Source organism: Shigella flexneri 2a str. 301 (assembly GCF_000006925.2).
Lineage (GTDB): Bacteria > Pseudomonadota > Gammaproteobacteria > Enterobacterales > Enterobacteriaceae > ECMA0423.
This window is the reverse complement of the sequence record NC_004337.2, coordinates 3,872,637-3,889,156: the sequence shown is the minus strand read 5'-3', so window position 1 is coordinate 3,889,156 and position 16,520 is coordinate 3,872,637. Positions and strand designations below refer to the sequence as shown.

Below are 16,520 nucleotides of genomic sequence, written 5' to 3'. Positions count from 1 at the left end.
TCAATTCTGTAAGTAGGAAGCCTGATTGGTTATGCGGCAGACCTGGAGCGAGGATAGGAAGATGCGATCGGCAGAACATGACGACCCAATGGGATTCGTGATCGCTTTCATGCTTTTCGTTGGGCGGTAGAGATCTACGTTTTCGCGAAAAAGTAGACATCTGTGAGCACAGGTACACAGCATCGAACACATCTTTAAAAAAAAGATTTTTTTCAATCGATTAAGCAGAACTTGTGGGCGCATTACCCGTGCTTGCAGGCAAAAAAGAGAGCTAGAGATGATCTACAAAAGCATTGCGGAGCGGTTAAGAATTCGACTTAATTCCGCGGATTTCACGCTAAACAGCCTTCTTCCCGGTGAAAAAAAGCTGGCGGAAGAGTTTGCGGTATCGCGGATGACTATCCGTAAAGCCATTGACCTGCTGGTAGCGTGGGGGCTGGTGGTCCGCCGCCACGGCAGCGGCACTTACCTGGTGCGCAAAGATGTGCTGCATCAAACCGCCAGCCTGACCGGACTGGTGGAGGTGTTAAAACGGCAGGGAAAAACGGTCACCAGCCAGGTGCTGATTTTTGAAATCATGCCTGCGCCTCCGGCCATTGCCAGCCAGTTACGGATTCAAATCAACGAGCAGATCTACTTCTCCCGTCGCGTTCGTTTTGTGGAAGGGAAACCGCTAATGCTGGAAGACAGCTATATGCCGGTAAAACTGTTCCGTAACCTTTCGCTGCAACATCTGGAAGGGTCGAAGTTTGAATATATTGAACAAGAGTGCGGGATTTTGATTGGCGGTAATTATGAAAGCCTGATGCCGGTGCTCGCCGATAGACTGCTGGCGCGGCAAATGAAGGTAGCGGAACACACGCCACTGCTGCGGATCACCTCGTTGTCATATAGCGAGAGCGGGGAGTTTTTGAATTATTCAGTGATGTTCAGAAATGCCAGCGAATACTAGGTGGAGTACCATTTACGGCGACTCCACCCGGAAAAAAGTTAACCGATACTCCAGAAGAGCACCGCCAGTAATTGGGGGGTGATAATGCGCAGGAACATCACTAACGGATAGACAGTGGCGTAAGAGAGCGCCGCCGCACCACTGGTTGGATGAAGATTATTAGCAAACGCCAGCGCCGGAGGATCGGTCATGGAACCTGCCAGCATCCCGCACATGGTCAGGTAATTCATTTTGGCTAACATCCGCGCCAGAATGCCAACAGTAATCAGCGGAACGGCGGTGATCAGGGCACCATAACCAATCCAGCTTAGCCCTTCGCCATTGACCAGGGTATTCACAAAATCCCCACCAGATTTCAGACCAACGACCGAGAGGAACAGCACGATCCCCAGCTCCCGCAGCGCGAGGTTGGCACTTGGCGGCATAAACCAGTACAGCTTGCCGATACTGCCGATACGCCCGAGGATCAACGCCATAATCAGCGGACCGCCCGCCAGCCCCAGTTTCAACGCGGCCGGGAATCCTGGCACAAAGACGGGAATAGAACCTAACAATACGCCAAGCCCGATGCCAATAAACACTGGCAGCATCTGAACCTGTTGCAGTTTTTGCTGCGCATTCCCCAGCACATTGGCAACGGCATCAATTGCGGACGGACGCCCCACCAGGTTGAGGATATCGCCGAACTGCAGGCTGATATCGCCACTGGCGACCAGTTCGACCCCGGCACGGTTCAGGCGCGAGATAACAACGTCATAGCGTTCTTTAAAGTGCAGGTCGCGAATACGTTTTCCGAGCACGTTTTCATTGGTGACCACCACACGCTCGACGCGCAAATCAGTGCCTTTCGTAGACAGCGAGGTATCGACCTCCTGACCAATCACCAGTTGCGCATTATGTAAATCCGCTGGCTGCCCCACCAGATGCAGCAAATCGCCCAGTTGGATAATGGTATCTGGCGAAGGTACTTTTAGGGTTTCTTCTCGTTTCAGACGCGAGCAGATAATTTTGTCGCCGTTGAGAATCGGTACATCTTTAATGGCTAAATCATGCAGGTTAGGGTTCTCAACGCGAATATTGATAGTCTTGATCAGCGCGCCGCCATTGGTGCGTGAAGACTCGTGCTGCTGAGCTTCTGTCTCGACATTGACGCGGAAAATAACCCGCAACATCCACATGGTGAACAAAATCCCGCAAATGCCGAATGGATACGCCATCGCGTAACTCATCCCCATCTGATCGACCATTTCCATTGGTGTACCCAGGTCGCGCAAGATCTGCTGCCCTGCCCCCAGCGCTGGCGTATTGGTTACCGCACCGGAGAAAATCCCCAGCACTACCGGCAGTGGAATATCAAACAGTTTATGCAGGATGGCGGTAACCAGACCACCGATGATGACGATCAGAACAGCAAACAGGTTGAGGCGTAATCCGGAGACGCGCAATGAGGCAAAGAAGCCCGGCCCTACCTGAATCCCGATGGTATAAACGAACAGGATCAGGCCAAATTCCTGAATAACATGCAGCATATCGCTACTTAATGTCATCCCCGCCTGAGAAACAAAATGGCCGACGATGATCCCACCAAACAGCACGCCGCCAATACCTAATCCTATGCCGCGAAATTTGACGTTGCCGATAAACAAACCGACGACTGCCACCAAAGCCAGAATACTGACCGTTAATGCTATATCACTCATCGTCCATTTCTCTTGAGATAACATTTTAATTGCTACGGATTATGGCTGAATCGGTGAAGCAGATTTGCCTTATAGCGCACATTATCACGGGAAAGAACGTGCCGAAATATCTTAAACAGTCGAAATTTAACGCATTGTTGAAGAAGAAAGACAAAAAAAGCCCCACCAGAATGGCGGGGCAAAGAGAATAGCTAGTTAGCTATTTAACGCGGGACGTTCGCTGATAGCGATACGCTGCGCTGCGATGGGTTCAGGCTCATTACGAATTAAATCAATATGCAGTAAACCGTTTACGAAGGTTGCGCCAGAGACTTCCATATTTTCAGCCAGCGTAAAACTCAGGCTAAATGGCTGATTCATAAGCCCTTGATGCAGCCATTTTTTCTCTTCTTTTGGCTGCTCCGGCGTGCCTTTTACGCTCAGGCGCGTGCCTTCCAGTTGAATCTCTAAATCTTCCTGACGGAAACCTGCCAGCGCAAGGGTAATGCGGTAGTGGTTATCGTCGCTTTTCTCAATGTTGTACGGCGGGAAGCTCTGGCTTTCACCGGCGTTTTGCAGTGCGTTGGCCAGTTTGTCAAAACCGATCCATTGACGCATCAGTGGGGATAAATCGAAGTTACGCATAGTCATTTCTCCTTCTAAGAAGCGAGTAAGTACCTGCAAATCCGAAGATTCGCATATGCTCCCTGACGGCGAGCATGGAGATGTCAGGCCGCGCCAGGCGGCCTTAGGGAATTAGTTGATTTCGATACGGCGCGGTTTTTTCGCTTCCGGAATCACGCGTTCGAGATCGATATACAGCAAACCATTTACCAGGTTAGCCCCACGAACATGAATGTTCTCAGCTAACTGGAATTTGCGTTCAAAGTTGCGTTCAGCGATGCCCTGGTACAGATAGGTGCGCTCTTTTTGTTCGTCGGCGTGAGCACCTTTCACCACCAGCAGATTATCCTGGGCGGTAATTTCCAGTTCGCTCTCAGCAAAACCAGCCACAGCGATAGCAATGCGGTAATGGTTTTCGTCTACCAGTTCAACGTTATACGGAGGGTAGCCGCCATTACTCTGGCTCTGGTTGTTTTCTAAGTGGTTAAACAAACGGTCAAATCCAATAGCAGAACGGTAAAGCGGGGATAAATCAAAGTTACGCATAATCAATAGCTCCTGAAATCAGCGAGAATGTAAGACCTTCCACAATGGACAGGTCAGGTAGCCAGAACACCCATCAGGCGCGTCCTCATCGACTACGATGTAAAATGGGTCTGGAAATGAACTTTTCAAGCCTTATCAGCGGACTTTTTTTTGCAGTTTATGGTCTATTGCATAGACTGAGGGGGCAGCACGAAACGTTAAAGTGCGATAGCCGCCACAGTGCGACGTAATGATGATGTTATTTTCAGCAAGGGATCGCTATAACTCATCAGGCCAACACCCACGATCAACAGATGAATTTATTATGATAAGAAATGTGTTGTTAGCGTTCATGATATGCAGCGGAATGACATTACTCGGAGGATGCTCCAGCGTGATGTCCCATACCGGGGGGAAAGAAGGAACGTATCCCGGCACCCGCGCCAGCGCCACCATGATTGGCGACGATGAAACCAACTGGGGCACTAAGTCGCTGGCGATTCTCGATATGCCGTTTACCGCTGTAATGGACACGCTTTTACTGCCGTGGGATGTGTTCCGCAAAGACAGCTCGGTGCGCTCGCGCGTTGAAAAAAGCGAAGCCAACGCGCAAGCCACCAATGCGGTTATTCCACCGGCCAGAATGCCTGATAACTGATTTAGCGATCAGTTTCGGTGATCCACAGCTGGCCACCTTCCATCCACGCCAGCCATTGACCATCCGGCGAGAAGACCACGGCGTCCGCAGAAGGTGGATTGGCGTGGTTTTCGGTTAAATACTCAACCTCGCCGCTTTGCGCATGGGCACAAACAATTCGATTATCCAGCACAAAGCCCAACCATTCTCCTGACGGATGCCAGTTAAATGCAGACTGAATATCCGTTTTGTTATGGGTTAACTTGCGCGGTTCGCCGCCCTGTGGCGAGATAAGCCACAGTTGCACAATGCCGTTATCATCACGCATTAAAAACGCGATTTGCGTACCCTGCGGATTACAGCGCACCCAGTGGCGCGGGACGTTGACTAACCCCGGATAAGCCCGATGATGGGTAAAGGTTAAACGTCGCTGCACGACGCCACGCGGTGGCGCGGGTAGGGTTGTTTCCGTTCCACTTAACGGCGCATCACCTGCCGATTTCCAGCTAGCTTCATCTTGCGGTAACTCAACGATAAATAGCTCCGGCACTTTCTCGCCCTTTGGCGAAAGTGTGTCGCCAATAAACGCCAGCGCGTGATTTCCTACCCATCCTTCTTCATAAGCACGATTGATTTCATCACTGCCAGGCTGCGGCGTGGGCGTGGTTTTACTCACCAGCACACACCAGTGGCTACCGCTGTATTCACGCGGATGTTGCTTTTGTACGTTGACCGGGCCAAACGGTGCAGCAACCCCGACGTTTCGCAAATCCAGCGCCGGATCGAGTTGATGCATTACATGGTCGTTATAGGTAAAGCTCCCCCTTTCACCGTTCGGGCTAAAGACATGCACATGGCTGCCACCGCGCAGCGCTCCTGGCGTATACGGCGCGGTAATATCCATTGCATCGAGATTGCTCACCTTGCCGCCTTCAGCAATGACTCCGCGTCGATGATGGAAGTCGTAATGCCATGTTTCATCAGGATTTTCAGGGCCGTGAATAAAGACATATTTCTCTGACTTCGGATGAACGGTCACCACGCCGACGTGTGCGCCCTGTGACGCGCGATAGATAACCTCGACCTCGCCTGTATGGATATTCACACGCTCAATGGTCTCGCCGGTAAACGACGCCCCAGAAGGACGCACGTCAAATACCAGCCACTGGCTGTCGGGCGTCCAGGTATTGGTATTTGTATTGGTATTGGTATTGGTATTGGTGAGCAGGTGATTACGGGGAGCAAAGGTTATCTGTTTCATGGCGCGGTCCTGATACAAAACGGTTCCCGCCATCATACTTCACAAGGACTTCACTTTCAGACAATAGTCTTTTGCCATCGTGATGAATGTGAGTGAAAAGATGGAACATTTCGACGTGGCGATTATTGGCCTCGGCCCGGCAGGGTCGGCGTTGGCACGAAAGTTAGCCGGCAAAATGCAGGTGATCGCGCTGGATAAAAAGCACCAGTGCGGTACTGAAGGTTTCAGCAAACCTTGCGGCGGTCTGCTGGCACCGGACGCGCAGCGATCTTTTATTCGCGATGGACTGACGCTTCCTGTCGATGTGATCGCCAATCCACAGATTTTCAGCGTCAAAACTGTCGACGTCGCCGCATCGCTCACGCGTAACTACCAGCGAAGCTATATCAATATTAATCGCCATGCTTTCGACTTGTGGATGAAATCGCTGATCCCCGCCAGCGTTGAGGTTTATCACGATAGCCTGTGCCGAAAAATCTGGCGTGAGGATGATAAATGGCATGTCATTTTTCGTGCAGACGGCTGGGAGCAACATATTACCGCCCGCTATCTGGTCGGTGCCGATGGCGCAAACTCGATGGTGCGGCGACATCTCTACCCGGATCATCAAATCCGTAAATATGTCGCTATCCAGCAGTGGTTCGCAGAGAAACATCCGGTGCCGTTCTACTCCTGCATCTTTGATAATGCGATAACTGACTGTTACTCATGGAGTATCAGCAAAGATGGTTATTTTATCTTTGGCGGTGCCTATCCAATGAAAGACGGTCAGACGCGTTTCACGACGCTGAAAGAGAAAATGAGCGCCTTTCAGTTCCAGTTTGGCAAAGCGGTGAAAAGTGAGAAATGCACGGTGTTGTTTCCCTCACGCTGGCAGGATTTTGTCTGTGGTAAGGACAACGCCTTTCTGATTGGTGAAGCGGCGGGATTTATCAGCGCCAGCTCGCTGGAGGGGATTAGCTATGCGCTGGATAGCGCAGAGATTCTGCGTGCGGTGTTCCTGAAACAGCCGGAGAAGAGCAACGCCGCTTACTGGCGCGCCACACACAAACTGCGTTTAAAACTCTTCGGCAAGATAGTAAAAAGCCGATGCCTGACCGCACCGGCTTTAAGAAAGTGGATTATGCGCAGTGGTGTGGCGCATATTCCACAGTTGAAAGATTATCCAACGCGCTTCACATCACCCACCAGCAGGATGTAAGAGAGCGCGCCAATCAACGCGACGGCGGAGATATAAACCAGTGCAGGCGCGAAACCGTAACCCTGCGCCAGGTACCCCACCACCAGCGGAACGGTGATGCCGCCCAGACCACCGGCGAAGTTAAACACGCCGCCGGTTAAACCAATCAGGCGCATCGGTGCCAGAGAAGAGACCAGCGACCAGGTAATCGAAGCAAAACCGTTGCCGAAGAATGCCAGCGCCATCAGGCACATAATCATCATCGGATCGTTGGTGTAGTTAGCGCCCATAATGCAGGTGGAGATCAGCAAGCCGCAGATAATCGGCGTTTTACGCGCAAAGCCCAGTGAAAAGCCCTTACGTACCAGCAGATCCGCGACCCAGCCAGAGAGCAGGACGCCGACAAACGCCGCGAGGAATGGCACCGTGGTCATAAAGCCTGCTTTCAGCGCCGTGATTCCTTTTTCCTGGGTTAAATAGTTCGGGAACCAGGTTAAGAAAAACCACAGTGCAGAAGCCACCGCAAATTGCCCAAGATAAACGCCGATCAGTTTACGATGGAACACCAGTTTCCAGTCTTTGGCTGTTAACGGCTGACGCGCCTCTTTCTTCACCGGCGCATCACCATCCACCAGACCGCCGCCATCACGAATGTAATCCAGTTCAGCTTTGCTGATACCTTTGGTCAGGCGCGGCGGCTGATAAACCTTAAACCAAATCAGCGACCAGATAATGCCGATACCACCAGTGACAATGAACACCCAGTGCCAGCTCAACATCTCCTGAATCCAGATCAGCAGCGGAGTCAAAAACGCCAGACCGACAAACTGACCAGACGTATAAAAACCAACGGCGGAAGCGCGTTCATGTTCCGGGAACCAGCTGGTCACCATCCGGTTATTGGTCGGGAAAGCGGGCGCTTCGAAAATACCGGTTATCGCACGCAGACCAATTAATGACATTAATCCCGTGGCAAAGCCTTGGAATAAAGTCGCCACTGACCAACCAAATATCGCAATAAAATAAGTCACGCGAGAACCTACGCGATCTAAAAACCAACCGCCGGGGATCTGGCATAGCGTATAAAGCCAGGCGAAGGCCGAAAATACATAGCCCATTTCCGCTTTCGTAATGCCGAACTTTTCCTGAATATGGGCGGAAGCCACGGCCAGGTTAGCGCGGTCAACATAACAAATGACCACCGTAATAAAGATCATCACCAGCGTCAGATAACGCCGACGCCCCGGCTTTGCTGCATTAACGGGAATATCCATAGCGAGCTTTCTCCAGATTTTGGGCATAGCGAAGCCGCTCACCATGCCCTGTAATTTACAGAGGGTTATATTTTTGTATTGCTGTTTTAGTGCCCGATGAGGGGCTTACGTGGCAGGAATTACCACTCTGCTACGCTGTTATCTTCATGACGCCAGAGCGGATTACGCCAGTCCGGGGCATTTTTACTGAACTCAATAACTTTAGCTTCGTCGATTTCCACACCTAAGCCCGGTTTCGTTAACGGTTTAAAGAAGCCGCCAACCATGCTGAAGTCTTCTTTGTTTTTCACAAAGTCGAGTAACTCCGCGCCTTTGTTGTAATGAATGCCCATACTTTGTTACTGAAGTACCGCGTTATAGGAAACAAAGTCGATATGCAGGCAAGCCGCCAGTGCAATCGGTCCGAACGGACAGTGCGGCGCAAGGGTCACATCATAGGCTTCTGCCATTCCAGCAATTTTGTAGCATTCGGTAATACCGCCTGCATGGGAGAGATCCGGTTGCAGAATCGAAATACCGCCTGCCTCCAGCACGCGTTTAAAATCGAAACGTGAGAACATGCGCTCACCCGCCGCCAGTGGAATATGCGTTTGTGCCGCCAATTTCGGGTAGTATTCGGCTTGTTCCGCCAGCACCGGCTCTTCAATAAACAGCGGGCGATACGGCTCCAGTTCTTTAATCAGCACTTTCGCCATTGGCGCGCTGACGCGACCGTGGAAATCAAGACCAAACTCAATCTGATTGCCAAAAGCTTCACGAATTTGTGCCACGGTGTTGACTGCCGCATCTACCGCGCGGGAGTTATCAATTAGCCCCAGTTCTTCACAACCGTTCAGTTTGAAGGTATCGAAGCCGATTTCGCGCAGGGTTTTAATGCCGTCGATAACATCCGCCGGACGATCGCCGCCGACCCAACTGTAGGCTTTAATTTTGTCGCGAACCAGGCCGCCCATCAGTTGCCAGACTGGCGCATTCAGCACTTTGCCTTTGATATCCCATAACGCCTGGTCGATCCCGGCGATGGCGCTCATCAGGATTGGACCGCCACGATAAAATCCGGCGCGATACATCACTTGCCATAAGTCGTTGATGCGCGAAGGATCCTGACCAATCAAATAGTCACCCAGCTCGTGAACTGCCGCTTCCACCGTACGGGCGCGGCCTTCAATCACGGGCTCGCCCCAACCGACCACGCCTTCATCGGTTTCAATTTTCAGGAACATCCAGCGGGGAGGTAAACGATACGTGGTAATTTTGGTGATTTTCATTGCACTGCCTCTCGATACGCCTTAACAAATGCTGCTGCCTGCTGCGCGGTGCGTTCTACGGACTGCCCGGCGCGATAAAGATCGCTGCCTAAGCCCGCCCCAACACAACCTGCGTCTATCCACTGCGCCAGGTTTTCTGGCGTCACGCCGCCAACGGCAAAGACTGCGATGTCCGGTGGTAATACCGCTTTTAACGCTTTGATGTATTGCGGACCAAAAGCCGATGACGGAAATATTTTCAGCGCCTGCGCGCCCGCTTCGAGCGCGGTAAAGGCTTCGGTCGCCGTCGCGCAGCCGGGGCAAACGGTCATGCCGTAGCCCACCGCGCGGCGGATCACTTCACTATGGATATTGGGCGTAACGATGAGCTGACAGCCCATCCTGGCGAGCGCATCGACCTGTTCAGGTTTCAGTACCGTACCTGCGCCAATCAACGCCTTGTCGCCATACGCATCAACGATGGCGGGAATGCTCTGCTCCCATTGTGGGGAATTCAGCGGGATTTCAACCGCGTCGAACCCGGCGTCAATCACCGCGCCAACATGCGCCAGCGCCTCGTCGGGCGTAATGCCGCGCAAAATGGCGATCAGCGGGAGTTTAGTTTGCCACTGCATGAGCGATGCTCCTTATACCAGCCTGAAATGCCGTGTCGCCCGCCACCGCCGCCACGTCGCAACCCATCGCCTGAAAGGCTTGCTGGTAGCGCGCGGTCAGCGATGTTCCGGCGACAAGGGTGATGGCGTGTTGATGGGTCACATAGTCGCGCATACTGGCAACCTCTGCGCCAATCAACAAACCAGAGAGAAATTCGCTGACCTGTTCGCGGGGAAGTGTTCCCAGCACATGCGAGGCGCGAACTTCAAAAAGCTGCGGCAATATGGCGGGCGCATTAAGGCCGCGCTCAAGGCCAGCCGCGAAGGCATCGGCAGAGTTTTCCTGCGGCGGCAAACCTGCGCCAATCAATGAGTGATTTAACAGTAAATGATGTAATTCACCGGTCATCACGGTGCGAAAATCGTTGATTTGCTGGCTATCGGCCTGCACCCATTTGCAATGCGTACCGGGCATAACATAAAGAGAGGAAGGAGCCAGAGCTCGCGCGCCGATCAATTGTGTTTCTTCGCCGCGCATCACATTGTGGTTATCGTCATGAGAGACGCATAATCCGGGAATAATCCAGATATTGTCGCCAACAGACGTTAATTGTTCGCCAATAGACGAAAAACGGGCAGGAACAGATAAATACGGAGCAACTTTCCAGCCGACATTGCTGCCGACCATTCCTGCCATCACCACTGGCGTATTTTCTTCACGCCAGTCGGTCGTGACTTCTGCTAACACTGCAGCCGGAGATTTTCCGTTCAGGCGCGTGACGCCTGCTTCTGATTGCCTGCTCTCCAGGCAGTGGTCGCCCTGATAAAGCCAGGCGCGCAGATTGGTCGATCCCCAGTCAATTGCGATGTAGCGAGCTGTCATGTGATTTCCTTTAACCTTCGTGTCGAGCTGGCAATCATGGTAAGCGCCGCCTGCTCTGCCGCATCGCCGTCCTGATGCCGTATCGCATCGAACAGCGCCTTATGTTCCTGGAGCGTTTGCGGCATGTTGGCCTCATCGCCCATCCAGGTTCGTTCAAAAACCGCCCGCTGCAGCGAACTGATCGCAATGCTAAGTTGCTGTAACACCGGGTTATGCACCGACTGCAGCACCGCCTCGTGGTAGCGAATATCCGCTTCGTTAAACGCTTCGCGGTCCTGATTGTTGGCAATCATCTCGTTCAGCGCCGATTCAATCTGCGCCAGATCGCTGGAGGTCGCGCGCTCTGCTGCCCAACGGGCAATCGCCGGTTCCACCAGATTTCGCACTTCGCTCATGGCACTGATAAGCCGTGGGTCGTAGTCGTTTTCCAGCACCCATTGCAGTACGTCAGTGTCGAGGTAATTCCACTGGTTACGCGGTGCCACAAACGCCCCGCGATAACGTTTCATTTCAATCAGCCGCTTCGCCATCAGCGAACGGAACACCTCACGGATGATGTTGCGCGAGGTTGCAAACTCTTCACAGAGCTCCGCCTCAGCCGGAAGTGGCGAGCCAGGTACGTATTTGCCGTGAACGATCTGTTTACCCAGCGTAATGACAATGCGATCGGTTTTATTGAGAGTCATGGAGAGTCCTTGTGCTCTGTATGTTCTTCTCTACTTTACCCCGATCGATGCATAACGCGGCAACTTTGTAGTACCAGCGTGATGACGTTCGCGTTTGCCGCGCGCGTAATGTAGTACAAACTTATATTGTTGCGCTACAATTTAGATCAAAAAAAGAACAACACATAAAAAAATGACATGCGTCGGGCAGAAATCTGAAAAGGGATATCAGGCGCTAAACAGGAGGGAAAGAAGAGTATGCTTTCAACGGCTTAGCTACTCGTTTAAAGGATTAATCATGAAGTTGAATTTTAAGGGATTTTTTAAGGCTGCCGGTTTATTCCCACTGGCGCTGATGCTTTCAGGCTGTATCTCGTATGCTCTGGTTTCCCATACCGCAAAGGGTAGTTCAGGAAAGTATCAATCGCAGTCAGACACCATCACTGGGCTATCGCAGGCAAAAGATAGTAATGGAACAAAAGGCTATGTTTTTGTAGGGGAATCGCTGGATTACCTTATCACTGATGGTGCCGATGACATCGTTAAGATGCTCAATGATCCAGCACTTAACCGGCACAATATTCAGGTTGCCGATGACGCAAGATTTGTTTTAAATGCGGGGAAAAAGAAATTTACCGGCACAATATCGCTTTACTACTACTGGAATAACGAAGAAGAAAAGGCACTGGCAACGCATTATGGTTTTGCCTGTGGTGTTCAACACTGTACCAGGTCACTGGAAAACCTAAAAGGCACAATCCATGAGAAAAATAAAAACATGGATTACTCAAAGGTGATGGCGTTCTACCATCCATTTAAAGTGCGATTTTATGAATACTATTCACCCAGAGGCATTCCGGATGGTGTTTCCGCAGCATTACTGCCAGTGACTGTTACACTGGACATCATTACTGCACCGCTGCAATTTCTGGTTGTATATGCAGTAAACCAATAATCAGTAAGCGGGCAAACGCGTTTATGCTGTTTGCCCGCCCACAGATTAATTCAGCACATACTTCTCAATAGCAAACGCCACGCCATCTTCAAGGTTGGATTTTGTGACAAAGTTCGCCACTTCTTTCACCGAAGGAATAGCGTTATCCATCGCCACACCGACGCCTGCATATTCAATCATTGCGATGTCGTTTTCCTGATCGCCAATCGCCATGATTTCTTCCGGTTTAATACCTAACACGTCGGCCAGTGATTTCACACCCGTACCTTTGTTAACGCGTTTATCGAGGATTTCGAGGAAGTACGGCGCACTTTTCAGCACGGTATATTTCTCTTTCACTTCCTGCGGAATACGCGCGATAGCCTGGTCGAGGATGGCGGGTTCATCAATCATCATCACTTTCAGGAACTGGGTATTGGGGTCCATTTTCTCCGCTTCGCAGAACACCAGCGGAATTGTGGCAACGAAGGATTCATGCACCGTGTAGTAGCTGATATCGCGGTTAGCGGTGTACAGCGTGGTGCGGTCCAGGGCGTGGAAATGAGAACCGACTTCGCGAGAGAGTTTTTCCAGGAAACGATAGTCGTCATAGCTGAGAGCGGTTTGCGCCACGGTGCTACCATCAGCGGCCTTCTGTACCAGCGCGCCGTTATAAGTAATGCAGTAGTCGCCCGGCTGTTCCATATGCAGCTCTTTCAGGTAGTTGTGCACACCTGCATACGGACGACCCGTCGTTAGCACGACATTCACGCCACGGGCGCGAGCTGCGGCAATCGCATTTTTAACGGCGGGTGAAATGGTGTGATCGGGCAGCAGAAGGGTGCCATCCATATCGATAGCAATGAGTTTGATAGCCATGAGTTCCCAAGGTAGATTAGTTCCTGACCCATGCTAACGCGATTCCGCTCAAAAATCAGTACAACACCCGAGGGAAAAGGGGATGCAACGCGGGTTGCATGCTCCCCATTTGCTTAGCGGAAGAGTTTCCCTTTCAGCAGTTCCATGCCTGCGGAAAGCAGATCGTTATTGGCTTGTGCTGACACTTCACCTTGCGGTGAGAGCGCATCAATAATCTTCGGCAATTGCTCTGCCAGTAAACTGGAAGCCGTACTGGTATCCACGCCAAGTTTTTGCCCGAGATCGGACACCGCATTTGTGCCGAGCGCCGACTCCAGTTGCTCGCCGCTAACTGATTGATTTCTCTGTTGATTACTCAACCAGGTTGAGAGAATGGCCCCTAAGCCGCCACTTTGCAGTTTTTCCAGCAGCACCTGAATGCCACCCTGCTCCTCAACCCAACTTAAAATCGCCTGATATTTCCCCGCATCGCCTTTCAGAAAGGCACCGACAACTTCATCAAAAAGCCCCATGATAATCACCTGTAAAGCGTTACGTGTTGACCCAAAAAGTATAGATCTGCGGGATGATAATTGCGGATTGCAGAAATAAAAAGGGCGGAGATGATCTCCGCCCTTTTCTTATAGCTTCTTGCCGGATGCGGCGTGAACGCCTTACCCGGCCTACAAAATCATGCAAAATCAATATATTGCAGGAGTCTCGTAGGACTAATAAGCGTAGCGCATCAGGCACGCTCGCATGGTTAACGCCATTAAATATCAATATTCGCCGCTTTCAGGGCGTTCTCTTCAATAAACGCACGACGCGGTTCTACGGCGTCGCCCATCAGCGTGGTGAACAACTGGTCAGCGGCAATCGCATCCTTAACGGTAACGCGCAGCATACGACGGCTTTCCGGGTCCATGGTGGTTTCCCACAGCTGTTCCGGGTTCATCTCGCCCAGACCTTTATAACGCTGGATGGAGAGGCCACGACGGGACTCTTTCACCAGCCAGTCCAGCGCCTGCTCGAAGCTGGCTACCGGCTGACGACGCTCGCCACGTTCGATAAACGCATCTTCTTCCAGCAAGCCACGCAGTTTCTCACCCAGCGTGCAGATACGACGATATTCGCCACCGGTGATAAACTCGTGATCCAGCGGATAGTCAGTATCCACACCGTGGGTACGCACGCGAACAATCGGCTCGAACAGGTTTTGTTCGGCATTGGTGTGGACATCAAACTTCCACTGGCTGCCGTGCTGTTCTTTGTCGTTCAGTTCGCTGACCAGCGCGTTCACCCAGCGGGTAACGGTCTGCTCATCAGAAAGGTCAGCTTCCGTCAACGTCGGCTGATAGATAAGCTCTTTCAGCATTGCTTTCGGATAACGACGCTCCATGCGGTTGATCATTTTCTGCGTCGCGTTGTACTCAGATACCAGTTTCTCTAACGCTTCGCCAGCCAATGCCGGTGCACTGGCGTTGGTGTGCAGCGTTGCGCCGTCCAGCGCGATAGAGATCTGGTACTGATCCATCGCTTCGTCGTCTTTAATGTACTGTTCCTGCTTGCCTTTCTTCACTTTGTACAGCGGCGGCTGAGCGATGTAGACGTGACCGCGTTCAACGATTTCCGGCATCTGACGATAGAAGAAGGTCAACAGCAGCGTACGAATGTGCGAGCCGTCGACGTCCGCATCGGTCATGATGATGATGCTGTGATAACGCAGTTTGTCCGGGTTGTACTCGTCACGACCGATACCACAGCCAAGCGCGGTGATAAGCGTCGCCACTTCCTGAGAAGAGAGCATCTTATCGAAGCGCGCTTTCTCGACGTTAAGGATTTTACCCTTCAGCGGCAGAATCGCCTGGTTCTTGCGGTTACGCCCCTGCTTCGCAGAGCCGCCCGCGGAGTCCCCTTCCACCAGGTACAGTTCGGAAAGCGCCGGATCGCGTTCCTGGCAGTCTGCCAGTTTGCCCGGCAGGCCAGCTAAGTCGAGCGCACCTTTACGGCGGGTCATTTCACGCGCGCGACGCGCCGCTTCACGGGCACGGGCAGCATCGATAATTTTGCCAACCACGATTTTCGCATCAGTTGGGTTTTCCAGCAGGTATTCCGCCAGCAGTTCGTTCATCTGCTGTTCAACCGCCGATTTCACCTCAGAAGAAACCAGTTTGTCTTTGGTCTGGGAGGAGAATTTCGGGTCCGGCACTTTTACGGAAACGACCGCAATCAGGCCTTCACGCGCATCGTCACCGGTGGCGCTGACTTTGGCTTTTTTGCTGTAGCCTTCTTTGTCCATGTAGGCATTCAGGGTACGGGTCATCGCCGCACGGAAGCCTGCCAGGTGAGTACCGCCGTCACGCTGCGGAATGTTGTTGGTAAAGCAGTAGATGTTTTCCTGGAAGCCATCGTTCCACTGCAGCGCCACTTCAACGCCAATACCGTCTTTTTCGGTGGAGAAGTAGAAGATATTTGGGTGGATCGGCGTTTTGTTCTTGTTCAGATATTCAACGAACGCTTTGATGCCGCCTTCATAGTGGAAGTGGTCTTCTTTGCCGTCACGCTTGTCGCGCAGACGAATGGAAACGCCGGAGTTGAGGAACGACAACTCACGCAGACGTTTCGCCAGAATTTCATATTCGAACTCGGTCACATTGGTGAAGGTTTCGAGGCTGGGCCAGAAACGCACCATGGTGCCGGTTTTTTCAGTCTCGCCGGTAACCGCCAGCGGAGCCTGCGGTACACCGTGTTCGTAGATCTGACGGTGAATTTTACCCTCGCGCTGAATAACCAGCTCCAGTTTTTGCGACAGGGCGTTTACTACCGAAACACCAACGCCGTGCAGACCGCCGGACACTTTATAGGAGTTATCGTCAAATTTACCGCCTGCGTGCAGAACGGTCATGATCACTTCCGCCGCCGATACGCCCTCTTCCGGGTGAATACCGGTCGGAATGCCGCGCCCGTCATCCTGTACAGAGACAGAGTTATCGGCGTGAATGGTGACGATAATTTCTTTACAGTGACCCGCGAGCGCTTCGTCGATAGCGTTATCTACCACCTCGAATACCATGTGGTGCAGACCGGTGCCGTCATCCGTGTCGCCGATATACATACCCGGGCGCTTACGCACCGCATCCAGCCCTTTCAGGACTTTGATACTGGAGGAGTCATAAGAATTCGACAT

General features: G+C 52.0%; 15 protein-coding genes, 1 pseudogene and 1 other annotated feature. Of the genes and pseudogenes, 5 read left to right on the top strand and 11 right to left on the bottom strand.

The window, feature by feature from the left end; all coding sequences use genetic code 11:
- Positions 1 to 277: 277 nt before the first annotated feature.
- Entirely contained in the window at positions 278 to 952 is a 675-nt protein-coding gene (gene yidP, locus SF3779) for a transcriptional regulator (RefSeq protein NP_709514.1), read from the top strand.
- Positions 953 to 990: 38 nt separating this feature from the next.
- On the opposite strand, the gene yidE is transcribed toward yidP, so the two are convergent.
- Complete coding sequence (gene yidE / locus SF3778; protein NP_709513.2) at positions 991 to 2,652, bottom strand: transporter; 1,662 nt, start codon at positions 2,650 to 2,652, stop codon at positions 991 to 993.
- A gap of 29 nt (positions 2,653 to 2,681) precedes the next feature.
- On the opposite strand from yidE, the gene SF3777a reads away from it, so the two are divergent.
- On the top strand, positions 2,682 to 2,843 hold the full coding sequence (locus SF3777a) for a hypothetical protein (RefSeq protein ID YP_008439292.1): 162 nt from the start codon (positions 2,682 to 2,684) through the stop codon (positions 2,841 to 2,843).
- Positions 2,844 to 2,847: 4 nt separating this feature from the next.
- Here SF3777a and ibpB read toward each other — a convergent pair whose 3' ends face one another.
- On the bottom strand, positions 2,848 to 3,276 hold the full coding sequence (gene ibpB / locus SF3777) for a heat shock chaperone IbpB (RefSeq protein ID NP_709512.2): 429 nt from the start codon (positions 3,274 to 3,276) through the stop codon (positions 2,848 to 2,850).
- Positions 3,277 to 3,387: 111 nt separating this feature from the next.
- Positions 3,388 to 3,801, bottom strand: coding sequence for a heat shock protein IbpA (gene ibpA / locus SF3776; RefSeq protein ID NP_709511.2), 414 nt, complete (start codon positions 3,799 to 3,801; stop codon positions 3,388 to 3,390).
- 229 nt (positions 3,802 to 4,030) lie between these two features.
- Here ibpA and yidQ point away from each other — a divergent pair, with 229 nt between their 5' ends.
- Complete coding sequence (yidQ, locus tag SF3775) at positions 4,031 to 4,438, top strand: hypothetical protein (protein NP_709510.4); 408 nt, start codon at positions 4,031 to 4,033, stop codon at positions 4,436 to 4,438.
- A 1-nt stretch (position 4,439) separates the two neighbouring features.
- Here yidQ and yidR read toward each other — a convergent pair whose 3' ends face one another.
- Complete coding sequence (yidR, locus tag SF3774) at positions 4,440 to 5,714, bottom strand: hypothetical protein (protein NP_709509.1); 1,275 nt, start codon at positions 5,712 to 5,714, stop codon at positions 4,440 to 4,442.
- A gap of 64 nt (positions 5,715 to 5,778) precedes the next feature.
- Here yidR and yidS point away from each other — a divergent pair, with 64 nt between their 5' ends.
- Positions 5,779 to 6,879: an oxidoreductase gene (gene yidS, locus SF3773; protein ID NP_709508.2), complete on the top strand. Its 1,101-nt coding sequence runs from the start codon at positions 5,779 to 5,781 to the stop codon at positions 6,877 to 6,879.
- Here yidS and dgoT read toward each other — a convergent pair.
- From dgoT to yidW, 4 genes and pseudogenes are all read right to left on the bottom strand, one after another.
- Entirely contained in the window at positions 6,840 to 8,177 is a 1,338-nt protein-coding gene (gene dgoT / locus SF3772; RefSeq protein ID NP_709507.1) for a D-galactonate transport protein, read from the bottom strand. The genes yidS and dgoT overlap by 40 nt on opposite strands.
- 74 nt (positions 8,178 to 8,251) lie before the next feature.
- Positions 8,252 to 10,014: a sequence feature (Similar to Escherichia coli K12 2-oxo-3-deoxygalactonate 6-phosphate aldolase and galactonate dehydratase gi: 2367262 (588 aa). BLAST with identity of 97% in 588 aa. This CDS contains an in-frame stop codon. The sequence has been checked and is believed to be correct.), on the bottom strand.
- Positions 8,252 to 10,014: pseudogene (dgoA, locus tag SF3771) on the bottom strand. It overlaps the preceding feature by 1,763 nt.
- On the bottom strand, positions 9,998 to 10,876 hold the full coding sequence (dgoK, locus tag SF3770; protein ID NP_709506.1) for a 2-oxo-3-deoxygalactonate kinase: 879 nt from the start codon (positions 10,874 to 10,876) through the stop codon (positions 9,998 to 10,000). The pseudogene dgoA and the gene dgoK overlap by 17 nt, the downstream one beginning before the upstream one ends.
- On the bottom strand, positions 10,873 to 11,562 hold the full coding sequence (gene yidW / locus SF3769) for a dgo operon regulator (protein NP_709505.1): 690 nt from the start codon (positions 11,560 to 11,562) through the stop codon (positions 10,873 to 10,875). Before yidW ends, dgoK begins: the two co-directional genes overlap by 4 nt.
- A gap of 277 nt (positions 11,563 to 11,839) precedes the next feature.
- Here yidW and SF3768 point away from each other — a divergent pair, with 277 nt between their 5' ends.
- On the top strand, positions 11,840 to 12,496 hold the full coding sequence (locus SF3768) for a hypothetical protein (protein NP_709504.1): 657 nt from the start codon (positions 11,840 to 11,842) through the stop codon (positions 12,494 to 12,496).
- Between the two features lie 45 nt (positions 12,497 to 12,541).
- On the opposite strand, the gene yidA is transcribed toward SF3768, so the two are convergent.
- The 3 genes from yidA to gyrB form a co-directional block, all read right to left on the bottom strand.
- Entirely contained in the window at positions 12,542 to 13,354 is an 813-nt protein-coding gene (gene yidA, locus SF3767; RefSeq protein ID NP_709503.1) for a sugar phosphate phosphatase, read from the bottom strand.
- A 113-nt stretch (positions 13,355 to 13,467) separates the two neighbouring features.
- Positions 13,468 to 13,866, bottom strand: a complete 399-nt coding sequence (gene yidB, locus SF3766; RefSeq protein NP_709502.2) for a hypothetical protein — start codon at positions 13,864 to 13,866, stop codon at positions 13,468 to 13,470.
- 239 nt (positions 13,867 to 14,105) lie between these two features.
- Positions 14,106 to 16,520, bottom strand: coding sequence for a DNA gyrase subunit B (gene gyrB / locus SF3765; protein ID NP_709501.2), 2,415 nt, complete (start codon positions 16,518 to 16,520; stop codon positions 14,106 to 14,108).